General features: G+C 65.7%; 19 protein-coding genes. 8 read left to right on the forward strand and 11 right to left on the reverse strand.

The genetic code is table 11. The features are described from left to right. Nucleotides 1-10 precede the first annotated feature (10 nt). On the reverse strand, nt 11-454 hold the full coding sequence (locus BLS85_RS01330) for a hypothetical protein (RefSeq protein ID WP_092780953.1): 444 nt from the start codon (nt 452-454) through the stop codon (nt 11-13). Between the two features lie 456 nt (nt 455-910). On the opposite strand from BLS85_RS01330, the gene BLS85_RS01335 reads away from it, so the two are divergent. From BLS85_RS01335 to glk, 5 genes are all read left to right on the forward strand, one after another. Further along, nucleotides 911-1,669, forward strand: coding sequence for an HAD family hydrolase (locus BLS85_RS01335; protein ID WP_092780956.1), 759 nt, complete (start codon nt 911-913; stop codon nt 1,667-1,669). After that, entirely contained in the window at nt 1,659-2,483 is an 825-nt protein-coding gene (gene otsB / locus BLS85_RS01340) for a trehalose-phosphatase (RefSeq protein WP_218128235.1), read from the forward strand. The genes BLS85_RS01335 and otsB overlap by 11 nt, the downstream gene beginning before the upstream one ends. A 61-nt stretch (nt 2,484-2,544) precedes the next feature. Then, nucleotides 2,545-4,992, forward strand: a complete 2,448-nt coding sequence (locus BLS85_RS01345) for a glycoside hydrolase family 65 protein (protein ID WP_092780959.1) — start codon at nt 2,545-2,547, stop codon at nt 4,990-4,992. A 63-nt stretch (nt 4,993-5,055) separates the two neighbouring features. Then, entirely contained in the window at nt 5,056-6,474 is a 1,419-nt protein-coding gene (locus tag BLS85_RS01350) for an alpha,alpha-trehalose-phosphate synthase (UDP-forming) (protein WP_092780962.1), read from the forward strand. A gap of 10 nt (nt 6,475-6,484) precedes the next feature. After that, nucleotides 6,485-7,459 (forward strand): glucokinase, encoded by a 975-nt coding sequence (gene glk, locus BLS85_RS01355; RefSeq protein WP_092780964.1) that lies wholly within the window; start codon nt 6,485-6,487, stop codon nt 7,457-7,459. 99 nt (nt 7,460-7,558) lie between these two features. Here the strand turns inward: glk and BLS85_RS01360 are convergent, their stop codons facing one another. Further along, nucleotides 7,559-9,097, reverse strand: a complete 1,539-nt coding sequence (locus tag BLS85_RS01360; protein ID WP_092780967.1) for a bifunctional aminoglycoside phosphotransferase/ATP-binding protein — start codon at nt 9,095-9,097, stop codon at nt 7,559-7,561. A gap of 689 nt (nt 9,098-9,786) precedes the next feature. Further along, nucleotides 9,787-11,172 carry a phosphoglucosamine mutase gene (gene glmM, locus BLS85_RS01370; protein WP_092780973.1) on the reverse strand — a complete coding sequence of 462 codons (1,386 nt, stop codon included), beginning with the start codon at nt 11,170-11,172 and terminating at the stop codon, nt 9,787-9,789. 196 nt (nt 11,173-11,368) lie between these two features. On the opposite strand from glmM, the gene carB reads away from it, so the two are divergent. Both carB and greA read left to right on the forward strand, forming a co-directional pair. Continuing rightward, the gene (gene carB, locus BLS85_RS01375) at nt 11,369-14,614 is read left to right on the forward strand and encodes a carbamoyl-phosphate synthase large subunit (RefSeq protein WP_092780976.1); all 3,246 of its coding nucleotides are present in this window, start codon (nt 11,369-11,371) and stop codon (nt 14,612-14,614) included. A gap of 132 nt (nt 14,615-14,746) precedes the next feature. Continuing rightward, nucleotides 14,747-15,220, forward strand: a complete 474-nt coding sequence (gene greA, locus BLS85_RS01380; protein WP_092780979.1) for a transcription elongation factor GreA — start codon at nt 14,747-14,749, stop codon at nt 15,218-15,220. Nucleotides 15,221-15,307: 87 nt separating this feature from the next. Here the strand turns inward: greA and BLS85_RS01385 are convergent, their stop codons facing one another. Beyond that, nucleotides 15,308-16,222, reverse strand: coding sequence for an alpha/beta fold hydrolase (locus BLS85_RS01385; RefSeq protein WP_092780982.1), 915 nt, complete (start codon nt 16,220-16,222; stop codon nt 15,308-15,310). Continuing rightward, complete coding sequence (locus tag BLS85_RS01390; protein ID WP_218128237.1) at nt 16,209-16,514, reverse strand: ArsR/SmtB family transcription factor; 306 nt, start codon at nt 16,512-16,514, stop codon at nt 16,209-16,211. Before BLS85_RS01390 ends, BLS85_RS01385 begins: the two co-directional genes overlap by 14 nt. A gap of 152 nt (nt 16,515-16,666) precedes the next feature. Between BLS85_RS01390 and BLS85_RS01395 the strand changes: the two genes are divergently transcribed. After that, complete coding sequence (locus tag BLS85_RS01395; protein ID WP_092780988.1) at nt 16,667-17,869, forward strand: pyridoxal phosphate-dependent aminotransferase; 1,203 nt, start codon at nt 16,667-16,669, stop codon at nt 17,867-17,869. A gap of 46 nt (nt 17,870-17,915) precedes the next feature. Here BLS85_RS01395 and BLS85_RS01400 read toward each other — a convergent pair whose 3' ends face one another. The 6 genes from BLS85_RS01400 to BLS85_RS01425 form a co-directional block, all read right to left on the reverse strand. Further along, nucleotides 17,916-18,320, reverse strand: coding sequence for a hypothetical protein (locus BLS85_RS01400; protein ID WP_143027049.1), 405 nt, complete (start codon nt 18,318-18,320; stop codon nt 17,916-17,918). A 240-nt stretch (nt 18,321-18,560) separates the two neighbouring features. Next, complete coding sequence (locus BLS85_RS01405) at nt 18,561-18,899, reverse strand: PIN domain-containing protein (RefSeq protein WP_092780994.1); 339 nt, start codon at nt 18,897-18,899, stop codon at nt 18,561-18,563. 161 nt (nt 18,900-19,060) lie between these two features. Next, nucleotides 19,061-19,705 (reverse strand): HNH endonuclease family protein, encoded by a 645-nt coding sequence (locus BLS85_RS01410; RefSeq protein ID WP_218128239.1) that lies wholly within the window; start codon nt 19,703-19,705, stop codon nt 19,061-19,063. Between the two features lie 47 nt (nt 19,706-19,752). Next, the gene (locus tag BLS85_RS01415; protein ID WP_092780997.1) at nt 19,753-20,877 is read right to left on the reverse strand and encodes a BMP family ABC transporter substrate-binding protein; all 1,125 of its coding nucleotides are present in this window, start codon (nt 20,875-20,877) and stop codon (nt 19,753-19,755) included. A gap of 78 nt (nt 20,878-20,955) precedes the next feature. Beyond that, nucleotides 20,956-21,294 carry a type II toxin-antitoxin system PemK/MazF family toxin gene (locus BLS85_RS01420; RefSeq protein ID WP_218128240.1) on the reverse strand — a complete coding sequence of 113 codons (339 nt, stop codon included), beginning with the start codon at nt 21,292-21,294 and terminating at the stop codon, nt 20,956-20,958. After that, nucleotides 21,282-21,533 carry an AbrB/MazE/SpoVT family DNA-binding domain-containing protein gene (locus BLS85_RS01425; protein ID WP_092781000.1) on the reverse strand — a complete coding sequence of 84 codons (252 nt, stop codon included), beginning with the start codon at nt 21,531-21,533 and terminating at the stop codon, nt 21,282-21,284. The genes BLS85_RS01420 and BLS85_RS01425 overlap by 13 nt, the downstream gene beginning before the upstream one ends. Between the last annotated feature and the right edge of the window lie 98 nt (nt 21,534-21,631).

The raw sequence follows: 21,631 nt of genomic DNA on the forward strand, positions 1-21,631 counted from the left end.
GGCGTCGCCCTCAGCCGTCGGCGTCGGCGGCTGAGGGGGTGACGTCAACCATGCTTTCGACGCGGGCCGGGCCAGGGCCGTTGGCGTCACGCAGTTGGGGCGCCTGACCGCGCTTCAGGAACGTCAGGCCGATGGCCAGTCCCATCGGGCCGTTGGGGTCGCCCACCATGACGTGGACCGGCCCCTCGTCACGGTCCAGGGAGTCCTTGACGTGCAGCGCGACATGCCGGGCGTCCTCCGCGATCCGCGCCATCCGGGAGCCCAGGGCAAAGGGCGCCATGGCCGGCATCATGGCCATGGTCATCAGGGACGGCGGCAGCCCCGGGAACGGTGCGGCACCGGCCGCCGACGCTTCATCCTCGGTGTCGGCAGTCCGGGGTGTCCACGGAAAACCGCCGAACGGGAACAAAAACGGAAACGGCGGCACCGGGCCGAAGGGAAAGAAAGGAAACATGGCCGCGACCCTCCTCATGCCCCGGCTGGACCGCGCATGGCTTCCGTCAAACCGGCGTCCTTGGGGCGCACCTTCAAAAGGCGGTGATCGCATACCAGCCGATGCACCGCGTCTCAGTCCAAAGTGCGCCGTCCAAAGAATGAATGCAAGAGCGGATCGACGAGGGTGGGGCGCTGACGAGACAGGACGGCAGTCCCGTGCCGCGACATATTTTAACGTGCCCAGGGGGTGACCTTTCGTCTGCAAAGTCGTTATGATGCTTTCAACAAGTTCGCCGTGGCCCACTGTCGGGCCGAGTGGTGGTGTTGTGATTCAAGGAACGTCGGCGAAGGCGCGCGGAGTCTCCAGAGCTCCTGTCTCATGTCAGCGGAATGGTTAGGGCCGTTCGGCCAGTGCTTGATTCAGCGGCCTCCTTCGGGACGCCAGCAACCACGGTTTTTTCAGGGAAGGGGGGACATGACGGACCCGACACCATGGCCTTGGGCCGGAAAGGGCCTGAAGGCCATCATCTGTGACCTTGACGGGGTCATTACCGATACCGCGGCCGTGCATTCATCGGCCTGGAAGAACCTGTTCGATGGTTTTCTGAAAGCGCGCGCCGAAGAGACCGGTGAGCCGTTCGTTCCCTTTACGTCAGATGACTATCTTCAGCATGTGGACGGCAAGCCCCGCTATGACGGCGTGCGGACGTTCCTGGCCTCCCGGGGCATCACCCTGCCGGAGGGAACGCCCGACGACAGCCCGGACGAGCAGACCGTGTGCGGGCTCGGGAACCGCAAGAATCTGGAGTTCAACGAGGTCATCCGTCGCGACGGCGTGACCGTCTTCGACGGGGCCGTCGAGGTGGTCCGGCGTCTGCGCGCCGAGGGCATGCGGGCCGCCGTGGTGTCATCCTCAAAGAACTGCGGGCCGGTGCTGGCCAGTGCCGGCCTCAGCGATCTGTTCGAAGCCCAGGTGGATGGGATTTCGGCGGTCGAAAAGGGGCTTCCCGGGAAGCCCGCGCCGGATACGTTCATCGAGGGGGCCCGCATGGTGGGCGCCACGCCGGCCGAGAGCATCATGGTCGAGGACGCCATCGTCGGCGTTCAGGCCGGCCGCGCCGGCGACTTCGGGCTTGTGATCGGCATCGATCGCGGCCTGGGGGAGGCGCTCCTGCTTGAGAACGGCGCCCACGTTGTCGTCAAGGATTTGGGAGATTTTCTCAGTGACGCATGAACCTCGCCTGCGCGCGGTGCAGAACCTGCCGCATGCCCTGGAGGCGTTCGACGCCCTCACCGCCGCCCTGAACGGCCGCGAGCCGGCCATCTTCCTTGACTACGACGGGACGCTCACCCCGATCGTTGACCGGCCGGAGAACGCGATTCTGTCCGATGAGGGGCGGGCCGTCGTCGATGCCCTGGCGCGTAAGCGTCCGGTGGCCGTGGTCAGTGGCCGGGACCGTCCGGATGTGGAAAAGCTGGTGGGGATCGACACGCTCACCTTTGCCGGCAGTCACGGTTTCGACATCCGCACGCCCGACGCCGGTGTTCTGGCGCTGGACGGAATCGGCGATTTCACAGCGCTGATGGATGAGGTTGAGAGGCGCCTGAAGGAAGGGCTGGATCCGATTCCCGGTGCCCTGGTGGAACGCAAGAAGTTCAGTGTTGCCGCGCACTACCGCCTCGTGGCCGACGAGGCCTATCCGATCTTCCGCAGCGTCCTGGACCGCCTGTTGGGCGCCGTGTCCGGGCTGAAGGAAAAGCCCGGCAAGAAAGTCTTTGAAATTCAGCCGGCCATCGACTGGGACAAGGGCAAGGCCGTGCGTCATCTGCTGGGCACACTGAACCTGGACGACGCCGGACACGCGCCCATGTTCTTCGGTGACGACGTCACCGACGAGGATGCCTTCAAGGCACTGCAGGAGATCAACGGGATCGGCGTTCTGGCCGCGCCGGCCAGCGACGGTCAGTCGGGTCGCATGTCGGCGGCGGACTTCCGGGTTGACGATCCGGACCAGGTGCTTGACCTGTTGCGCCGCATGACCCCCTGAGTTTCCCAGGCAACCCCCTCCTTCCCTGCTTTGAGCCCAAGCCACGAAAGGTCCGCGACCCATGTCCGAATGGTCCCTGATCTACGACCAGTTCGAACCCAAGCAGCAGGGCCTCCGCGAGGCTCTGTGCGCCACCGGAAACGGCTACTTCGTCACCCGGGGCGCGTTCTCCTGGGTCATGGCGGACGAGACGCACTATCCCGCCACCTATCTGGCCGGCGGCTACAACCGCGCGCCGACCGAGGTGGCGGGCCGGGTGATCGAGAACGAAGATCTCGTCAACATGCCGAACTGGTCGGCGCTCACCTTCCGGATCGAGGGGGGCGACTGGTTCAACATCCAGGCCGTGACCATCGAAACCTTCCGCCAGGAACTGGACCTGAAACGGGGCATCCTGGAGGTTGAGGTGCGGTTCCGCGACAAGCAGAACCGGGAAAGCACCCTTAAGACACGCCGTTTGGCCAGCATGGCCGACATGCATCTGGCCGGCATCGAGATGTCGTTGACCGCTCACAATTGGTCGGGGCGGGTCGATGTGATGTCTGGCCTTGATGGTCGCGTGATCAACGCGGGGGTCAAGCGGTATCGGGATCTGAACAGCTCCCACCTCAACCCGGTGGTCGCGGAGCCCTTCCAGAATCCGGACACCGGCGAGACCATGATCAACCTGCTGGTGGAAACCAAGCAGTCGAAGCTGCGGGTCTCCCAGGCGGCGCGCATCCGCGTGGTCTCAAATCCGCATGCGTTTCAGGCAAAATCGGCGACGGAAGGGGGCGAGGAAGGGTACATCGAGCAGACCATCCATGTGGATGTCGGCCATGGTGAAACGGTCGTGGTCGAGAAGCTCGCCAGCCTCTACACCTCGCGCGATCCGGCGATCTCGGAACCGGGAGTCGCCGCTCGCGAGGCCGTCACCCACGCGCCGGCCTTTGGCCGCCTGCTGCACAATCACGAGCGGGTGTGGGCCATGCTGTGGGACCGCTGCGACATCATCGTCGAAGACGGCAAGAAGATTCAGATGATCCTGCGGCTGCACATTTTCCACCTGCTGCAGACCCTGTCGCCGAACACCATCGACCTGGATGTCGGCGTACCGGCGCGCGGCTGGCACGGCGAGGCCTATCGCGGCCACGTGTTCTGGGACGAACTGTTCATCCTGCCGTTCCTGAACTTCCGCCTGCCGGCCATCGCCCGGTCGTGCCTGCGTTATCGGCACCTGCGGCTGCCGGAAGCACGGTGGGCCGCGTTCCAGTCCGGTCTGAAGGGCTCCATGTTCCCGTGGCAGTCCGGCAGCGACGGCCGCGAGGAAAGCCAGAAGGTCCACCTGAATCCCCGTTCGGGGCGCTGGGTTCCGGACAACAGCTGCATCCAGCGTCACGTCAGTCTGGCCATCGCCTACAACGTCTGGCGGCACTACGAGATCTCTGGCGCCGAACATTTCCTGGAACTGCGCGGTGCCGAACTGATCCTGGAGATCACCCGCTTCTTCGCCTCGCTGGCCCATCTCAACCCCCAGACCGGGCGTTACGAGATTCATCACGTCATGGGGCCGGACGAGTACCACGAGGCCTATCCGGACAAGGAAGATGAGGCCGGACTCAACAACAACGCCTACACCAACATCATGGTGGCGTGGCTGTGCACGGTGGCGATGCGGGTGATGGCCTGCCTTGATGCCACGCATCGGGACGAGTTGATGGACCGCCTGATGGTCGATGAGCGCGAGCTGGCACTGTGGGAGGACATGAGCCGCAAGATGATCGTCTGCTATCACGACGACGGCATTATCAGCCAGTTTGAGGGGTACGAGAATCTCAAGGAATTCGACTGGGAAGGCTATCGCGCCAAGTACGGCGATATCCAGCGCCTGGACCGGATTCTGGAGGCCGAGGGCGACAGCGCGAACCGCTACAAGCTGTCCAAGCAGGCGGACGTGCTGATGCTGTTCTACCTGTTCTCCCGGGAGGAGCTGTCGGAGATGCTGGAGCGGCTCGGGTATGAGCCGCTGACCGAGGAGAGGTGGCAGACGAACATCGATTACTATCTGGCCCGAACCTCGCACGGGTCCACGCTATCCTACATGGTTCACGCCGCCGTCATGGCCCGCAGCCATCCGGAAAAGGCGTGGCAGTTGTTCACCCAGGCCCTGCATGCCGACATCGACGACATCCAGGGCGGCACGACGCCGGAAGGCATCCACCTGGGCGCCATGGCGGGGACCGTCGATCTGGTGCAGCGCTGCTTCACCGGTCTGGACGTTCGCGACGGGGCCTTGCACTTCGACCCCGTGTTTACCGACCGCATGGGGACGCTGAAGCTGAAGCTGCGCCATCTTGGTCGCTGGCTTGACGTGACGCTGGGGCGGGACGAGATGACGGTCGCGGCCCATAGGAGTTGGGCACGCGCGTTGACCATCTGCGTGCGCGGCGAGGCGCGGGAACTGCTGCCGGGCGAATCGATCACCTTCCGGTTGTCACACCCCGGTGAAGACCCGGTCGCGGCCGACTGAGGTTATGACCGCGGCGCGGATGGTAATGTCGCGCGACCCGGAAACGAAACCGAAGGAGAAAGAATGTCCCGTCTCGTGGTGGTCTCCAATCGCGTGGCCGTGCCGGATGCGCAATCCGCGACAGCCGGCGGGCTTGCGGTCGCGTTGCGCGACGCCCTGCGAAGCTGTGGCGGCATCTGGTTCGGATGGAGCGGCAAGACGGCGCCGCAGACGGCGGACCAGCCCACGATGACCGAAGTGGAACCCGTGACCTATGCCACGCTGGACCTGGGCCGGAAGGACTACAACGAGTATTACAACGGGTTCGCGAACCGTACGCTCTGGCCCCTGTTTCACTATCGGCTCGATCTGGCGGAATTCAGTCACGAGAACCATACGGGCTATTTGCGGGTCAACACGCTGTTTGCCGAGAAACTGCGGCCGTTGATTGAGGACGACGATCACATCTGGGTCCATGACTATCACCTGATCCCGCTGGGTCGCGAACTGCGCGCCCGGGGGGTCGCGCATCCCATGGGCTTCTATCTGCATACGCCGTTCCCGGCGCTTGAGGTGTTGCTGGCGCTTCCCAGTCACGCGCTCCTGGTGGAGTCGTTGTGTTCCTATGACGTTCTGGGCTTCCAGACCGAGAACGATCTGCGGGCCTTTCGCGATTACATCCAGCACGAGGCGGGCGGCGAGATCGTGGATGCCAACACGATCCGCGCCTATGGACGTCAGATCCATGCCGAGGTCTTTCCCATCGGCATCGAACAGGACCAGATGGAAGGCGCCTCCGCGCGGGCCGTGGAGCAGGGCGCCGCGCGCCGGCTGGAACGCATGCTGCACAATCGCAGCCTGATGATTGGCGTGGACAGGCTGGACTATTCCAAGGGCATTCCCGAACGGTTCCGCTCGTTCGAGCGGTTCCTGGAGTTGTATCCGGCCCACCGGGGGCAGGTCTCGATGATGCAAATCGCGCCCCTGTCGCGCTCTGAGGTGCCCGAGTACAAGGCCATCCGGGATACCCTTGAGGGCCTCGCCGGATACATCAACGGGCGATACGGCGATTTCGATTGGATGCCCTTGCACTACCTGACCAAGAATTTCCAGCGGGAGACGCTGGCCGGGTTCTTCCGCCTGTCACGGGTCGGCGTGGTCACGCCGCTTCGGGACGGCATGAACCTTGTGGCCAAGGAGTATGTGGCCAGTCAGGATCCGGATTATCCGGGCGTGCTGGTGCTATCACGGTTCGCCGGCGCCGCGCGCGAACTCGACGCGGCCCTGCTGGTCAATCCCTATGACCACGACGGCGTGGCCGCTGCCCTGAACAAGGGGCTTGTCATGTCCCTGGAGGAACGGCGCGAGCGCTGGCAGAGCATGTACGCCAAGGTCCGGGGCAACTCTCTGGAATACTGGCGGGAGCGGTTCCTGACCGTCCTGCGCGCGGTGCCGACACCGATGGCTTTGCGTGCCTCCGGCAATCGCACCGGCGTTGCGTGAGGCGCCGCCCGTGGAGACTCAGTCGCGCACCGGCCTGATCGCCGACATCGGCGGCACCAACGCCCGTTTCGCGCTCGTCGGCCGGAACGGGGCGGTGTGCGCGTCGGAACGGGTCCGCACCGGGGATTTTCCGGGACCCGTCGAGGCCGCGCGCACCATCATCAGCCGTCATGCCCCGGACAATCCGCCGCACCTTGGGGCCTTCGCCGTGGCCGCCCCGGTGAGCGGCGACACCGTTGCCTTGACAAACTCTCCCTGGGAATTCTCGATCAAAGCGGTTCAGGCGGCCCTGGGGTTGGACACCCTCCGCGTCGTCAATGATTTCGCCGCCAACGCGCTCGCCATTCCCGAACTGACCGATGATGACTGGACGGGCGTCGGTGTTGATTGGCCCGGACGCCCTGACGCGCCCATCGCCGCCATCGGTCCCGGAACGGGACTCGGGGTGGCCTTGCTGATGCCGGACGGTGACGGAGGCTGGCGCGCCCAGGCGACGGAGGGCGGGCACGTTACCCTCGCCGCCGCCGATGCGGACGAGGCCCGGGTGATCGCCCGGGTGTGGACCAACTGCGGCCATGTCTCGGCCGAACGGTTGGTCAGTGGTTCCGGACTGTTGCTGTTGCATCGGACCCTGAAGGACCTGGGAATGGCAGAGGGCATGCCGCTCGACTCCGCCGAGGACATCGCCGCCGCCGCGCGGGCCGGCGATCCCTTGGCCGCGCGCGCGGTCTCCATGATGTTCGCCATGCTGGGCACCGTCGCCGGCAATCTAGTGCTGTCCACCGGCGCCATTGGTGGGGTGTACATTCTGGGCGGGATCGTACCGGCCAACATGGCGCTGTTTCAGGCTTCTCCCTTCCGCGACCGCTTCGAAGCCAAGGGCCGCTTTCGCGATTACCTTGCGAAGGTGCCGACACGAGTCGTCACCCACCCGAACCCCGCGTTTCTCGGGTTGGCCCGGGTGTTGAGGAGAGGGCTTTCCTAGAGCAAATCCCGAGCGATCTGGAACAGATCGCGACGACGATTTGCTTCAAGGTCAATAGCCTAGAGCATTTTGCGTGACCGAGATGTCATGCAAAATGCTCTAGAGATCCAGCAGGGCTTGACCCTTGGCGAGAGTCTCGCGTCGGGGACCGGAACTGTCCAGGCGAGGCCACGTCAACGTGCCCACGTCGAAGGTCCGTTGCTGTTCGAGAACCGAGACGGTTGCGTCAGAGGCATTGTGCCGACGCGATGAAATCCGGCGCGTGGCCGTTTCCGGATCGGTCTCCAGCCAGAGGGCGCGGAACGGCACGCCCGCGTCCGCCGCGACCCGTTCGATGGCGGCGCGTTCCTCTGGCCTGGCAAAGACGGCGTCGGCGATGACGCTATGGCCAAGGTTCAGGGCGGCGGCGGCCTCGGCCATGAGGGCGTCATAGGTCCGGTGCCCCATCTCGGGGGTGTATCCTTCCGGTCCCAGGCGCTCATAGGGCGGCTGTCCCATCAGACGTTTGCGCAGAACATCGCTGCGGCTCACCAGGGCGCCCGGGCAGGCCCCCACGAGGGGCGCCAGTTCCCGCGCCATGCGGGACTTGCCGCCGCCGGAAAAGCCGCCGACGGCGATCAGCCGGGGAGGTGCCGGCGCCAGATAGCTGAACGCGCGGTCCAGATACGAAAGGGCCCGGCGCCGAAGTTCCTGACCATGGGTCGGGTCATCGCTGTCCAGAGCCATGGTGGCGCTGATATGGGCGCGGATGGTGGCGCGCATGGACAGAAACACCGGCAGCAGGCTCAACCCCTCGATGTCGGGATCGTGTTCCAGCACATGGTTCATGATGATCGACGCCAGACGGCGGAACCCGCGCTGATCCAGGTCCATGAGCAGAAACGAGAGGTCATACAGGGTGTCGATGACCGCGAAGGTATCGTTGAACTCGATGGCATCGAACAGGGTCGGCCTATCGTTCCAGAGGCAGATGTTGCGAAGATGAAGGTCGCCGTGACAGCGCCGTACCCGCCCCTCGCGCCCCCGCCGGTCCAGAACGGGGGCAACAGCGTTCAGGGCCGCCACGACGCGCGCGGTCAGAGTTTCCACCGCTGCTGCCGGCAGGACATCCGGGGATGAGGCCAGCATGCTTTCCCGGTTCTCGCGGGCGATGGCGATCATGAGCGCGGCGTTGTCATCGCGTTGGATCACCTCCGCGCCGGCGTGGTAGTCGACGATCACGCGGGCCAGGGTTGTGACACGCTCGCGGGTCAGTTCCCCCCGGCCCAGCAGCCGGCTGAACAGGTTCTGCTCGTCAAATCGCCGCATCACCACGACCCAGTCAATGGCATCTCCCGCGCCGTCGAGGGCGAGGGCCCCGTCGGGCTGCCGGGTGATCGGCAGCACGCCCTGATACAGGTCGGGCGCACCGCGTCGGTTCAGGGCGACCTCGGCCTCACAGGCGCGGCGGCGGGCTTCGGGATCGGAGAAATCCACGAATGGCAGGCGGACGGCCCGCTTCAGCTTGAGAACGCGGTCTCCAGCCAGAAAGATCGCCGAAATGTGGGTATGGACCTGATCCACCCGGGGATGATCGGGGCCGTGGGATTCGGGGCGGGCCAGGAAGGCGAAAATATCGCGTTGTTGGTCGGGGATCATGGTTCCGGTCCAGCATGGCTGCCGTCAGCATGGAACCTTTGCGGCCCGGGTCAACCATTTGGACCGACGGGGTGGCCTTTCACGCTCCTTCCCGGGGCGTCTCCTTGGGAAGACGGATCGCGCGGATGAACGGGACAGTCAACGGGATCCCGTCAGGCCAAGGCTGTCGAGCCACCCGCGCGCGGTGGAGTCGCGCCGGTCGGATGGTGATGCCGCGGAACGTTGCCGGTCCATCCGGGTCTGTGGCGACGGATCACGCCCGCCCTCGCGGATCCCCTGGTCCCGCGACGCGTCGCCACGCGACTCGTTCACTGGGGGGATCGGGCGGTAGAACGTCGGGTCCGTCAGAGTCGGCTCTGAGATGGTGCGGACCTCCGTGCTGTTGTGCTCGTCGGTCAACACGAAGTGTGTCGGCAGGTCTGGGGCGCGAATCACGCGGGAAACGACCCAGACAGTCATTTGGCCGGAGTCCGTCTTGATGAAACGGTCGCCTTGCTGGATGGTTCTGGCGGTCAATACGCACCCCGTTTGGCTCAGATCCTGCCTGATGACTCGCAACGCGTCTAATCGGGTCCCGGCATCATGCAAGCAACTATGTTCTCTGATCCGATTATTCTCCCGATCCCATGAAGGTTACGTTAACACTGCGGTCACATAGCCCTCAAGACGGAGAGACACCGGCAACAGGATCAACTCGGCGATTCTGTTGTGGCCGCTTTCTCCATGGCGTCGGCGATCATGTCAACCACATCCCGGACAAGGTCATCTCGTTCGCCCTCCGCCATAACGCGGATCAACGGTTCCGTGCCCGATTTCCGGATGAGGACACGGCCCGAACCGTTGAAGCGGGCCTCGCCGTCGGCAATCGCGGCCTTGACGTTGTCCATCTCCAAGATGGTGCCCGGGTCTCGGCCACCGTCCACCCTGACATTGCGGAGAACCTGAGGCAGGGGGTCGAAGACGTTTAGGATCTCGCTGGCCGGGCGTCCGGTCTGGACCAGGGGGGCGAGGACCTGCAACGCGGCCGCAAGGCCGTCACCGGTGGTGCCGCCGGTGCTGCTTAGGTCGGCCATGACGATGTGGCCGGACTGCTCGCCGCCCAGATTGTATCCGTCGGCGCGCATGCGTTCGACCACATAGCGGTCGCCGACGGGCGTTCTGTGCAGCGTCAGGCCGAGGCCGTTGAGGTAGTGTTCGAGGCCCAGGTTGGACATCACCGTGGCGACCACGCCGCCGCCGGTCAGGCGTCCTTGGTCGCGCCAAGCGCGGGCGACGACCCCGAGAACGTGATCGCCATCCACCAAGGCGCCTTTCTCGTTGGCCAGAACGACCCGGTCGGCGTCGCCATCCAGGGCGATGCCAATGTGGGCGCCATGCTCGACCACGGCGGCGCGCATGGCCTCCGTGGCCAGCGAGCCCCGCTCCTTGTTGATGTTGAACCCGTCCGGGTCGATGCCCATCGGGATGATCTCGGCCCCCAGTTCCCACAGCACCTGAGGGGCAACCCGATAGGCGGCGCCGTGCGCGCAGTCCACCACGATGCGCAGGCCGTCGAGGCGCAGCCCGCGCGGGAACGTGGCCTTGATGGCCTCAATGTAGCGGCCCCCAGCGTCTTCCAGCCGGCGGGCGCGGCCAAGATGAGCCGGATCCACGCGGTGATCGTCGAGGCCGTTGGTCAGCAGGTTCTCGATCTCCGCTTCGGTGGCATCCGAAAGCTTGTAGCCGTCCGGGCCGAACAGCTTGATGCCGTTGTCCTGGTACGGGTTGTGTGACGCGGAGATGACGACGCCAAGGTCGGCCCGCAGGGACCGGGTCAGCATCGCCACCGCTGGCGTGGGCAGGGGACCGACCAGAACGACGTCCATGCCCACGGCGATGAACCCTGCCGTCAGGGCTGGTTCCAGCAGGTATCCGGACAGCCGTGTGTCCTTGCCGATGACCACGGTGTGTCGGTGATCGCCGCGCTTGAAGTGGGCGCCGGCCGCCATGCCGAGACGCAGGGCCATGTCGGCGGTCATGGGCGGGGCGTTGGCGGTGCCGCGCACGCCATCGGTGCCGAACAGCCTGCGGGTCATGGGTTTCGCACTCCTGGTTGGGCGGATTCGGTTCGGATCGACACGTTTCCAGGGGACCGGTGATACCGGGGGGCGAACGGGCCATCAAGGGGAATGTCAAAACACTGGCTGCTGTGTTAAGACGCGCACGCCTGGGGCGCGGCCATTGCGCCGCCCGGCGGTTCCCACCCTATTTCCGTCCGGTCAGAAGAACATCATGCCCAAACGCACAGACATTCAAAGCATTCTGGTGATCGGCGCCGGCCCCATCGTGATCGGGCAAGCCGTCGAGTTCGACTATTCGGGAGCCCAGGCCTGCAAGGCTCTGCGTTCGGAAGGCTACAGGGTGATCCTGGTCAACTCCAACCCGGCCACCATCATGACCGACCCGGAGGCGGCCGACGCCACCTACATCGAGCCGATCACGACGGACATGGTGGAGCGGATCATCGCCAAGGAACGCCCGGACGCGCTGTTGCCCACGATGGGCGGACAGACCGGGCTGAACACGGCCATGGCCCTGGCCGAGGCGGGGGTGCTGGAGCGCTACGGCGTTGAAATGATCGGGGCGCGGTGTGACGTCATCGCCAAGGCGGAGGACCGCCTCAGGTTCCGCGAGGCCATGGACGCGATCGGTCTGGAAAGCCCCCGCAGTCACCTCGTCCACAACATTCAGGAAGCCGTCCAGGCCGTGGACGACATCGGCTTGCCCGTGATCGTGCGGCCTTCGTTCACGCTGGGCGGACACGGCGGCGGCATCGCCTACAATCGTGAGGAATACGACCGAATCGTCGCGGCCGGTCTGGCCGCCTCGCCGGTGCAATCCGTGCTGGTCGAGGAATCGGTGCTGGGCTGGAAAGAGTTCGAGATGGAGGTGGTGCGCGATCGCGCCGACAACTGCATCATCGTCTGTTCCATCGAGAACGTGGACCCGATGGGCGTTCACACCGGGGACTCGATCACCGTCGCGCCGGCCTTGACGCTGACCGACAAGGAATACCAGATCATGCGCGACGCCTCGATCGCCTGTCTGCGGGAGATCGGGGTCGAGACGGGCGGATCGAACGTCCAGTTTGCCGTCCACCCCGGAACCGGTCGGCTGGTGGTGATCGAGATGAACCCGCGGGTCTCGCGCTCGTCTGCGCTGGCCTCGAAGGCCACCGGCTTTCCCATCGCCAAGGTCGCGGCCAAGCTGGCGGTGGGCTACACGCTCGACGAACTGAGCAACGACATCACCGGGGTCACGCCGGCGTCGTTCGAGCCGACCATCGACTACGTGGTGACCAAGCTGCCCCGGTTCACCTTCGAGAAATTCCCCGACACCGACCCCTTGCTGACGTCCTCCATGAAGTCGGTCGGCGAGGCCATGGCCATCGGGCGCACCTTCGCCGAGAGCCTGCAGAAGGGGCTGCGGTCCCTGGAGACCGGTCTCAGCGGGCTGGACGAGGTGGTCATTCCCGGGGCCGAGGGATCGGAGGGCAAGGACGCCATCCGCGCCGCCCTGGCCGAGGCCCGGCCGGATCGCATCCTGACCATCGCTCAGGCGTTCCGGCACGGCCTGTCGCTTGCCGACATTCAAGCCGCGAGCAACTACGATCCCTGGTTCCTGGAGCGGATCAAGGAGATCGTGGACGCCGAGGCGGAATTGCGCCGCGACGGTCTTCCCGGCAGTGCCTCCGCCATGATGCGGGTCAAGAAGCTCGGCTTCTCCGACGAACGGCTCAGCGCGCTCACCGGCAAGACGCTGACCGAGGTGACGTTCCGCCGTCAGGTGCTGAACGTGCATCCTGTCTACAAGCGGATCGATACGTGCGCGGCGGAGTTCCCCTCGCGCACGCCCTACATGTACTCCTGCTATGAGGGCGACGGCATCGAACCGGCCGAATGCGAGGCCGATCCCACCGACAAAACCAAGGTGGTGATCCTTGGTGGCGGACCGAACCGGATCGGGCAGGGGATCGAGTTCGATTACTGCTGTGTCCACGCCGCCTACGCGCTGTCGGAGGCCGGCTTCGAGACCATCATGATCAACTGCAACCCGGAGACGGTCTCCACGGATTACGACACGTCGGATCGCCTGTACTTCGAGCCCCTGACCGTCGAGGATGTGGTCGAGGCCGTCCGGCGCGAGCAGACGCGCGGAACGGTCCTGGGGGTGATTGTCCAGTTCGGCGGCCAGACGCCGCTGAAGTTGGCCCGGGCCCTGGAGGCCGTGAACATTCCCATTTTGGGCACCTCTCCGGATTCCATCGACCTCGCCGAAGACAGGAAGCGGTTCCAGGCCATGCTGGAGGACCTGGGCCTCAAGCAGCCGCGCAACGGCACCGCCACCTCGCTGGAGGAGGCGCGCGATATCGCCGCGCGTCTCGGCTATCCGGTGGTCATTCGGCCGTCCTACGTGTTGGGGGGACGGGCGATGCAGATCGTCTGGTCCGAGGATGGTCTTGAGGGCTACATGAAGAGCGCCGTCCTGGTCAGCGGTGACAGCCCGGTTCTGATCGACGCCTACCTCGACGGCGCCATCGAGGTGGACGTGGATGCCGCCTGCGACGGCACGGACGTCTATGTGGCCGGCATCATGCAGCATATCGAGGAAGCCGGCGTGCATTCCGGCGACTCAGCCTGTGCGCTGCCGCCGTTCTCCATCGATGACAAGCTGATCGAGGAGATGAAGACGCAGACCCGGGCCCTGGCCCGCCGCCTGGGCGTGGTGGGGTTGATGAACATCCAGTTCGCGTTGAAGGACGACACGGTTTATCTGCTGGAGGTCAATCCGCGCGCCAGCCGCACCGTGCCCTTCGTCGCCAAGGCCACCGGCGTTCCCGTGGCCAAGATCGCGTCGCGGGTCATGGCGGGCGAGAAGCTGGCGGCGTTCGGGCTGTCGGAGCGTCCGCTCGGCCATGTGGCGGTCAAGGAAGCCGTCTTCCCGTTCGCCCGCTTCCCCGGCGTGGACATCGTGCTGGGGCCGGAGATGAAATCCACCGGCGAGGTCATGGGGCTGGACACGGACCTTGACCGTGCCTTCGCCAAGGCCCAGTTGGGGGCCGGATCGGCGCCGCCGATGGAGGGGACGGTATTCGTCTCCGTCCGCCACGAGGACAAGATGGCCATCGTCGAGGAAGCCCGCGCCCTGACCGACATGGGATTCCGCCTGCTGGCCACGCGCGGCACGGCGGACCATTTGGATTCTCTCGGCATTCCCGTCGAGGTCATCAACAAGGTCCGGGAGGGGCGGCCGCATTGCGTCGACGCCATGATCTCCGGTCAGATCCACATGGTCATCAACACCACGGCCGGGGCGCAGTCGCTGAAGGACAGCTTCGACATCCGCAGAACCGCCCTCATGCGCACCATTCCCCACTACACGACGCTTCAGGGCGCGCGCGCGGCGGTCAAGGCCATTGCCGCCTTGAAACGGGAAAAGCTTGATGTAAAGCCTTTGCAATCCTATTTTCAGGATTGAACATCCCCCAGATCATGCCTTAGGTGGATCGCCCCCAAGGACGATACGCCTAAGGGTTGTTTGTGTCTTTCAAGGACCCGAAAGCGCCGGTGGGGTTGGCGCGTCGGGCCACAGAGCCGAGGGTTCCCGCCAATGGAGAAAGTCCCCATGACCGCCGACGGGCTGAAGAGCCTGGAGGACGAGTTGAAGTCTCTGAAGAGCAAAGATCGCCCGGCGGTGATCCGCGCGATCTCCGAGGCGCGGGAGCATGGCGACCTGTCCGAGAACGCGGAATACCATGCCGCCCGCGAACGCCAGAGCTTTATCGAGGGGCGCATCAAGGAACTGGAGGACATCATCTCCCGGGCCGATGTGATTGACGTGTCGAAACTCTCTGGCGACACCGTGCGCTTCGGCGCCACCGTCACGGTCGCCGACGAGGACACCGACGAGGAGCAGACCTACCAGATCGTCGGCGTGCACGAGGCCGACCTGAAGGCCGGGCGCATCTCCATCAGCTCGCCCATTGCCCGGGCGCTGATCGGGAAGTCCGTCGGCGACACCGTCGAGGTCAAGGCCCCCGGCGGCAGCAAGTTCTATGAGGTCGTCAAGATCGCGTTCGGGTGACGATGGCCGCGCCGGTTTCCAGAGAGCTCGCCACCACCGTGATGTGGTCGAATGCGGGGACCGGAGGCAGGTGGTGCATGGGACGCCTCAGGCGGGGACAGCCAGGAACGTGGTGAGAGCGTCGAGCACGGCATCCGGGGCTTCCTCGGGAATGAAATGGCCGCTCGGCATGGGGGCGAAGGTCGGGTCCCGGCACCACTTCGCCCAAACGGACGGAACATCGAAATGGCGGCCGATCACGCCGTGCTCGCCCCACAGGACGAGCGTGGGGCAGGCGATGGAGCGGCCCGCCTTGCGATCCGCGCGGTCGTGCCGGCAATCGATCGAGAGACCCGCGCGGAAGCACGCGCACATGGCGGCGATGGCCTGCGGGGTCGTGGACGCGGCGATGTAGGCGTCGAAGACCTCGGCGTCGTACGGCGGGTGCTCGTTCGACAGGCCCAGGAGAATGTGACTCATGAACGCCTCGGCGGCGCCGGCGATGAGCCGTTCGGGCAGGGGCGGCGGCTGTGTCAGGAAGAAGAAGTAGAAATAGTCCTGGGCCACGGCGGACGTCGCGGTCTCGTAGAAATCCAGCGCCGGGATGATGTCCATCACGGCCAGCCGGGTGACGGTCTCGGGGTGATCCAGGGCCAGCCGGTGGGCGACCCGGGCGCCGCGGTCGTGCCCCACCAGCGCGAACGCCGGAAACCCGAGCGACCGCATGACGCCCAACTGTTCGGCGCCCATCGCCCGCTTGGCATAGGCGGCGCCGTCGGGGGGTGAGGCAGGCTTGTGCGTTTCGCCCCGTCCACGGATGTCCGTCAGGACGACGGTGTGCGTCTCGGCGAGCCGCGGGGCGATCCGGTGCCAGCACAGGTGAGTCTGCGGGTCCCCGTGCAGCATCAGCAGCGGCGGTCCGTCGCCGCCGATCAGGGCCAGCACGTCTTGCCCCGCGACGGTCACGAACCGCCGTTCGAAACCGGGTAGGTGTTTGCGGTCCAGATCCTCAAAGCGTGTCACGGAGCCAATCCTTGTAGTCGGAGAGCGCGGCCTCGTCGCGGGCAAAGAAGGACCAGCGCCCGATTTTCCGGACCCGCAGGAACCCGGCGCGCCGCAGGATCTCCAGATGCCGGCTGACGGTCGGCTGGCTCATGCCGAGCTTGGCCGTCAGCAGCGTCACGCAGACGCCGATTTCGGCCGGATCGCCCGTGACCTGATGGGAGAAATGGGCGGCCGGGTCCTTCAGCCAGCCCAGGATCAGGAGACGGACATCGCTGGCCAGGGCCTTGGCTTGTTCGACGCGATCGATCATGCCGCTTAACATATAGAGAAATAGCTATGTGTCAATATGTGGCCGGTGCGGGCCGTCAGTGCCTTGCGGGGCGGCGCGGGGCCGGCTAACGTGCGCCCCGTCGCTTCGCGACGTCCCGTCCGATCTCCCTCCCGTCCTGAAGGACCGCTCCCATGTCGATCCTCGCCTCGCGTCTGTCCGCCATCAAGCCGTCGCCGACCATCGCCGTGACCACCAAGGCGAACGAGTTGCGCGCCGCCGGCCAGGACGTCATCGGCCTGGGGGCCGGCGAGCCCGACTTCGACACCCCGGACACCATCAAGGCCGCCGCCAAGGCCGCCATGGATCGGGGCGAGACCAAGTACACGCCGGTGGCCGGCACCATGGCCCTGCGCAAGGCGATCGTGGAGAAGTTCAAGGCCGATAACGGCCTGACCTACACGCCGGAGCAGATCACCGTCGGCTGCGGCGGCAAGCAGGTGCTCTACAACGCCATCATGGCCACGGTCGAGCCGGGCGACGAGGTCATCATCCCGGCGCCCTACTGGGTCAGCTATCCGGACATCACCCTGCTGGCCGGCGGCACGCCGGTGGTCGTCGCCTGTCCGGAGGAGACCGGTTTCAAGCTGCGCGCCGAGGACCTGGAGGCGGCGATCACGCCCAAGACCAAGTGGGTGATCCTGAATTCGCCCAACAACCCGACCGGCGCCGCCTACACGGCCGATGAACTGAAGGCTCTGACCGACGTGCTGATGCGCCATCCCCATGTGTGGGTGATGAGCGACGACATGTACGAACACCTCGTCTACGACGGCTTCGTCTTCGCCACCCCGGCCCAGGTCGAGCCCGGCCTGTTCGACCGCACGCTGACCTGCAACGGCGTCTCCAAGGCCTACAGCATGACCGGCTGGCGCGTCGGCTATGCCGGTGGTCCGATCGAATTGATCAAGGCCATCAACAAGATCCAGTCGCAGAGCAGCACGCACACCAGCTCCATCAGTCAGGCGGCGGCGCTGGAGGCCCTGACCGGCCCCCAGGACTGCATTCCGGAGCGCAACGCGGTGTTCAAGCAGCGCCGCGACATGGTGGTCGGCCTGCTGAACGCGTGCCCGGGGATCTCCTGCCGCACGCCGGAGGGCGCGTTCTACGTCTATCCGTCGTGCGCCGGCGTGATCGGCAAGACCGCGCCGGACGGCCGCAAGATCGAGACCGACGGCGATTTCGTCACCGCGCTGCTGGAACTCCAGAACGTCGCCTGCGTGCAGGGCGAGGCGTTCGGCCTGTCGCCGTACTTCCGCATTTCCTACGCCACGTCCAACGAGAACCTGGAAAAGGCCTGCGCCCGCATCAAGGCGCTGTGCGAGAGCCTGACCTGACGACACAGGCAAGCGATGCGATGCCGGCGGTGCTGCGGGCTGCGGATCAGTCGCAGCGCAGCATCGACGCGTCGTGGACGAATTGCGCCAGAGGCACCGGCAGGGGCTCGGTTCCGGCGTACTCGATCACGACGACGCCGCGATGCTCATCGGCATTGAAGCGCAGGACCGGTTTCCGTTGCAGTTCGATCTCGGGGAAGGCCCAGACCTCGATGCCCTGATACCGGGCGCCGCCGGCACAGGTGAGGCACACATCCCAATCGCTCAGGGTCAGGACGTGTCCACCATATTCGAAGGTGGCGCCGGTCTCGTCGACAAGCATGCGGTAGCTCTGGCTGCACAGGCCGTTCGGCGCATACGATCCGTGGAGATCCGACGGCAAGGGGTCGGCCGAAGCCGCTGAAGCGGCGCAAACAAGAGACAGGGCGAGCAGGGCTCCGAAAGGTCTCATGGCAAGCGTCCTGACTGTGTGTGGTGGCATGCGTTCGAGGCGCCCAAGGGCGGCCAGCGCCCCGATAGACGGTCTCTTAATCCCTAAAACCGGGTCGGAAGGGTAGCCGAACAGGCTTGGTTGTGGAACCCTGAACGGCAATTCGGCTTGAATGGCCGGACCGGGCAGATCGTTGACCGGAAGGCATTCGCCGGTGGGCGAGAGGAGAGAGCGGCGCCAGCTGTGTTTCCGCCGCCCGCCCTACGGGGCATGCCGGTGGAACGGATTCCGGATGCGCAGCCGATCCTTGATGACGCCGCCGTCCTGCATGTCCTTGGACCATAGAACATCGCACCCGGCCTCAAGGGCGGACGCGACGATCATGGCGTCGTAGAGGGAAAAGCCATGATCCTCGGCGAGCGCCAATCCCGCGATATGGATGTCTTCGGTGAGCGCGTGGACCGGAAGGATTGCTCGGATCGCAGCGAGGAAGTCACGTAAGTCGGCCCAAGACAGCCGCATCTTGCGGCGACCGACGGCGGCTATCTCGTTGAGGACCTGGACACTGATGATGGCGTTGCCGTCGCGCCGAAGGCGCAACCCGCCGCATCACCGCCACGCGGCGGATTGCCCCGCTTCGCGGGTCGAATCCGCCCTACCTTCATAAAAGATGGCGGGTCGTTCCGCCACAAGGCAAACGCCCCCCCCGCGTCTTTGCGACCACACACCCTTTCACCCGATTGCCCTGGCCTGAATGCGGCCTACCCAACCACCCGGCACACCCACAACACCCCGTCGGTCCACCATTTTTCCAGCAGGTCGCGGTCCAGGCCCCAGCGGGTCTTCACGGCCATCCAGGCGCGCGTATAGGCGCACCAGCGGGTCGGGTCGCTTGGCATCCAGGCCAGCGGATCTCCGTCGGCCTTGGAGCGGTTGGCGCCCGCGCGCACCGGCAACAGGGTCAGCGGCGAGGACAGATCGTTGGCGAAGGCCCGCCGCCGTTCCGCCGACCATTCGTCGGCGCCCGAACGATGCGCCTCCGCCAGCGGCACCAAGTGGTCGATGTCCAGCGCCGACGGATCGGTGAACACGCGGCCGGAGTAGGGGTCGATCCAGCGCCCGGTCTCCACCCGACAACCGTCGAACGACAGCCGCACGGGGACGACGCTGTCCCGCGCCAGGACCTCCTGCCGCGTATCCCGGCAGTCGGCGTCGGCGTCGATCCAGTGTTCGTAAAGGGATCGGCTGTAAGGCTGCTTCACCGGATAGAAAAAGTCCGACTGGCGCAGCCCCCACACGCCGGACAGCGCCACCGCCGCCAGCATCAGCAGCCGCGCCCGACCCGGCCAGCGCCGGGGGCGCGGGCGGGGTCGGGGGGCCGGGCGTTGCTTGGCCTTGCGCGTCACGTTGCCTCAGGCGCGCGGCCGGCGGGGAGGAGAGGCGGGAACCGGTCTCACTCCGGCACCTTGCCCTGCACGCCTTCGACGAACCAGTCCATGGACAACAGGGCCGCGTCGGACGGCACCTCGCCCTCGGGAATCACCACCTCGCCGGCCTGGTTCTTCAGCGGTCCGGCCAGCGGGTGCAGCTCGCCGGCCATGATGGCCTTGCGGGCGGTCTCGGCGGCCTCGATCACCTCGGCCGGCATCACATCGTTATAGTCGGTGATGTGAACCATGCCGCTCGACAGTCCGCCCCAGGTGTCGGTGCTCTCCCAGGTGCCGTCCATCACCGCCCGGGTGCGTTCGATGTAGTAGTCGCGCCAGTTGTCCTCGATGGCGGTCAGGTGTACCTCCGGGCCGAACTTACGCATGTCGGTCGCCTGCCCGAAGGCGTAGATGCCCTTTTCGGCCGCCACCTGGATCGGTGCCGGGCTGTCGGTGTGCTGGGTCAGGATGTCGGCGCCCTGGGCCACCAGCGTCTCGGCGACCTCGCGTTCCTTGCCCGGATCATACCAGGAATTGACCCAGATCACCTTGACCGTGGCGTCGGGGTTGACCGAGCGTAGGCCCTGGGTGAAGGCATTGATGCCGCGCACCACCTCGGGAATGGGTACCGCGCCGATGTAGCCGATGACATTGCTTTCGGTCATGTGACCGGCGATGACGCCGATGACGTAGCGGCCCTCGTAGAACCGCGCCGCATAGGTCGAGACGTTGTCGGCCCGCTTGTAGCCGGTGGCGTGCTCGAACATCACGTCGGGATAACGGCTGGCGACCTTGAGCGTCGGGTTCATGAAGCCGAACGAGGTGGTGAAGATCAAGTCGTGGCCGCTGGCTGCGAGTTGGGTCAGCACGCGCTCGGCGTCGGCGCCCTCGGGGACACTCTCGACGAACGTGGTCTCGACGGCATCGCCGAATTCCTCCTCGATGGCCAGGCGGCCCTGGTCATGCTGATAGGACCAGCCGTAATCACCGATCGGACCGACGTAGATGAACCCGACTTTCAGGGGGTCGTCGGCGGCGTGGGCCGGGGCGCCGGTGGCGGCCAGGGCGGCGAGGCCGACGCCGACGGCCAGCGAGGCCGTCAGCACGCGGCGGCTGAGACGAAGGGCGGGGAAACGCGAGGTGTTCCGCATGGGTGTCTTCCTCGATGGTGGCGGAGGGCGCTGCGGGGCGCAGTTTAACGCCGCCGGCCGGCGGGGGCCACAGCGGGATCAGTCGTAGGCGAAAAGGCATTGCAGGGTGTCCGCGATGGCGCGGGCGCGGTCCTCCGGCAGTCGGTCGAGCCGCCGGACAAGGCGTGACTTGTCCACGGTTCGGATCTGGTCGAGCGCCAACTGTCCCGCCTTGCCTCGGACAGACACGTCGATGCGGGTAGGGTAGGGGCGCCGGGTGGACGTGAGGGGCGCGACGATCACGGTTCGGATATGGCGGTTCATCTCGTCCGGCGAGACCACCACGCACGGCCGTGTCTTCTGGATCTCGGACCCTTGCGTTGGGTCCAGGGTGACCAGGAACACGTCCTGACGGCGGATGTCCGTCACCACGTCCACTCTTCACCGTCCCAGTCGTGGGCCATGGAGTCGGGAAGAAGCGGCGCATCATCCCCGGCCTTCGCCATGCTCCGGAACGCCTCGTCCCAGCCGGCGCGGCCGTGTTCCAGCGGGGCCAGAACCACCCGACCGTTGACCACGCTCAGGTCAAGCTCTTCGCCGAACCCGCATTCCTTGATGATCGCACTGGGCAGGCGAACGCCCTTTGAATTGCCGATCAGGATCAGGTTCACTTTCATGGTGGGCCTCCTAGCAGGCTCACAACGTAATCACGGTTTGGCGTGCTGTCAAAAAGTGCTTCGCCCTTGAACTCACTCGGAAATGGGTTACCACGGCC

The organism is Rhodospira trueperi (assembly GCF_900101965.1).
In the GTDB taxonomy this organism is placed as follows: Bacteria; Pseudomonadota; Alphaproteobacteria; order Rhodospirillales; family Rhodospirillaceae; genus Rhodospira; species Rhodospira trueperi.

Excerpts from the sequence above, each read along its gene's own strand:
- BLS85_RS01335 (WP_092780956.1), top strand. The coding sequence starts at position 911 with ATGACGGACCCGACACCATGGCCTTGGGCCGGAAAGGGCCTGAAGGCC.
- glmM (WP_092780973.1), bottom strand. The coding sequence starts at position 11,172 with ATGACCCGCAGGCTGTTCGGCACCGATGGCGTGCGCGGCACCGCCAAC.
- BLS85_RS01330 (WP_092780953.1), bottom strand. The coding sequence starts at position 454 with ATGTTTCCTTTCTTTCCCTTCGGCCCGGTGCCGCCGTTTCCGTTTTTG.
- BLS85_RS01345 (WP_092780959.1), top strand. The coding sequence starts at position 2,545 with ATGTCCGAATGGTCCCTGATCTACGACCAGTTCGAACCCAAGCAGCAG.
- greA (WP_092780979.1), top strand. The coding sequence starts at position 14,747 with ATGGAGAAAGTCCCCATGACCGCCGACGGGCTGAAGAGCCTGGAGGAC.
- BLS85_RS01425 (WP_092781000.1), bottom strand. The coding sequence starts at position 21,533 with ATGAAAGTGAACCTGATCCTGATCGGCAATTCAAAGGGCGTTCGCCTG.
- BLS85_RS01390 (WP_218128237.1), bottom strand. The coding sequence starts at position 16,514 with ATGATCGATCGCGTCGAACAAGCCAAGGCCCTGGCCAGCGATGTCCGT.
- BLS85_RS01360 (WP_092780967.1), bottom strand. The coding sequence starts at position 9,097 with ATGATCCCCGACCAACAACGCGATATTTTCGCCTTCCTGGCCCGCCCC.
- carB (WP_092780976.1), top strand. The coding sequence starts at position 11,369 with ATGCCCAAACGCACAGACATTCAAAGCATTCTGGTGATCGGCGCCGGC.
- BLS85_RS01415 (WP_092780997.1), bottom strand. The coding sequence starts at position 20,877 with ATGCGGAACACCTCGCGTTTCCCCGCCCTTCGTCTCAGCCGCCGCGTG.
- BLS85_RS01400 (WP_143027049.1), bottom strand. The coding sequence starts at position 18,320 with ATGAGACCTTTCGGAGCCCTGCTCGCCCTGTCTCTTGTTTGCGCCGCT.
- BLS85_RS01395 (WP_092780988.1), top strand. The coding sequence starts at position 16,667 with ATGTCGATCCTCGCCTCGCGTCTGTCCGCCATCAAGCCGTCGCCGACC.
- BLS85_RS01350 (WP_092780962.1), top strand. The coding sequence starts at position 5,056 with ATGTCCCGTCTCGTGGTGGTCTCCAATCGCGTGGCCGTGCCGGATGCG.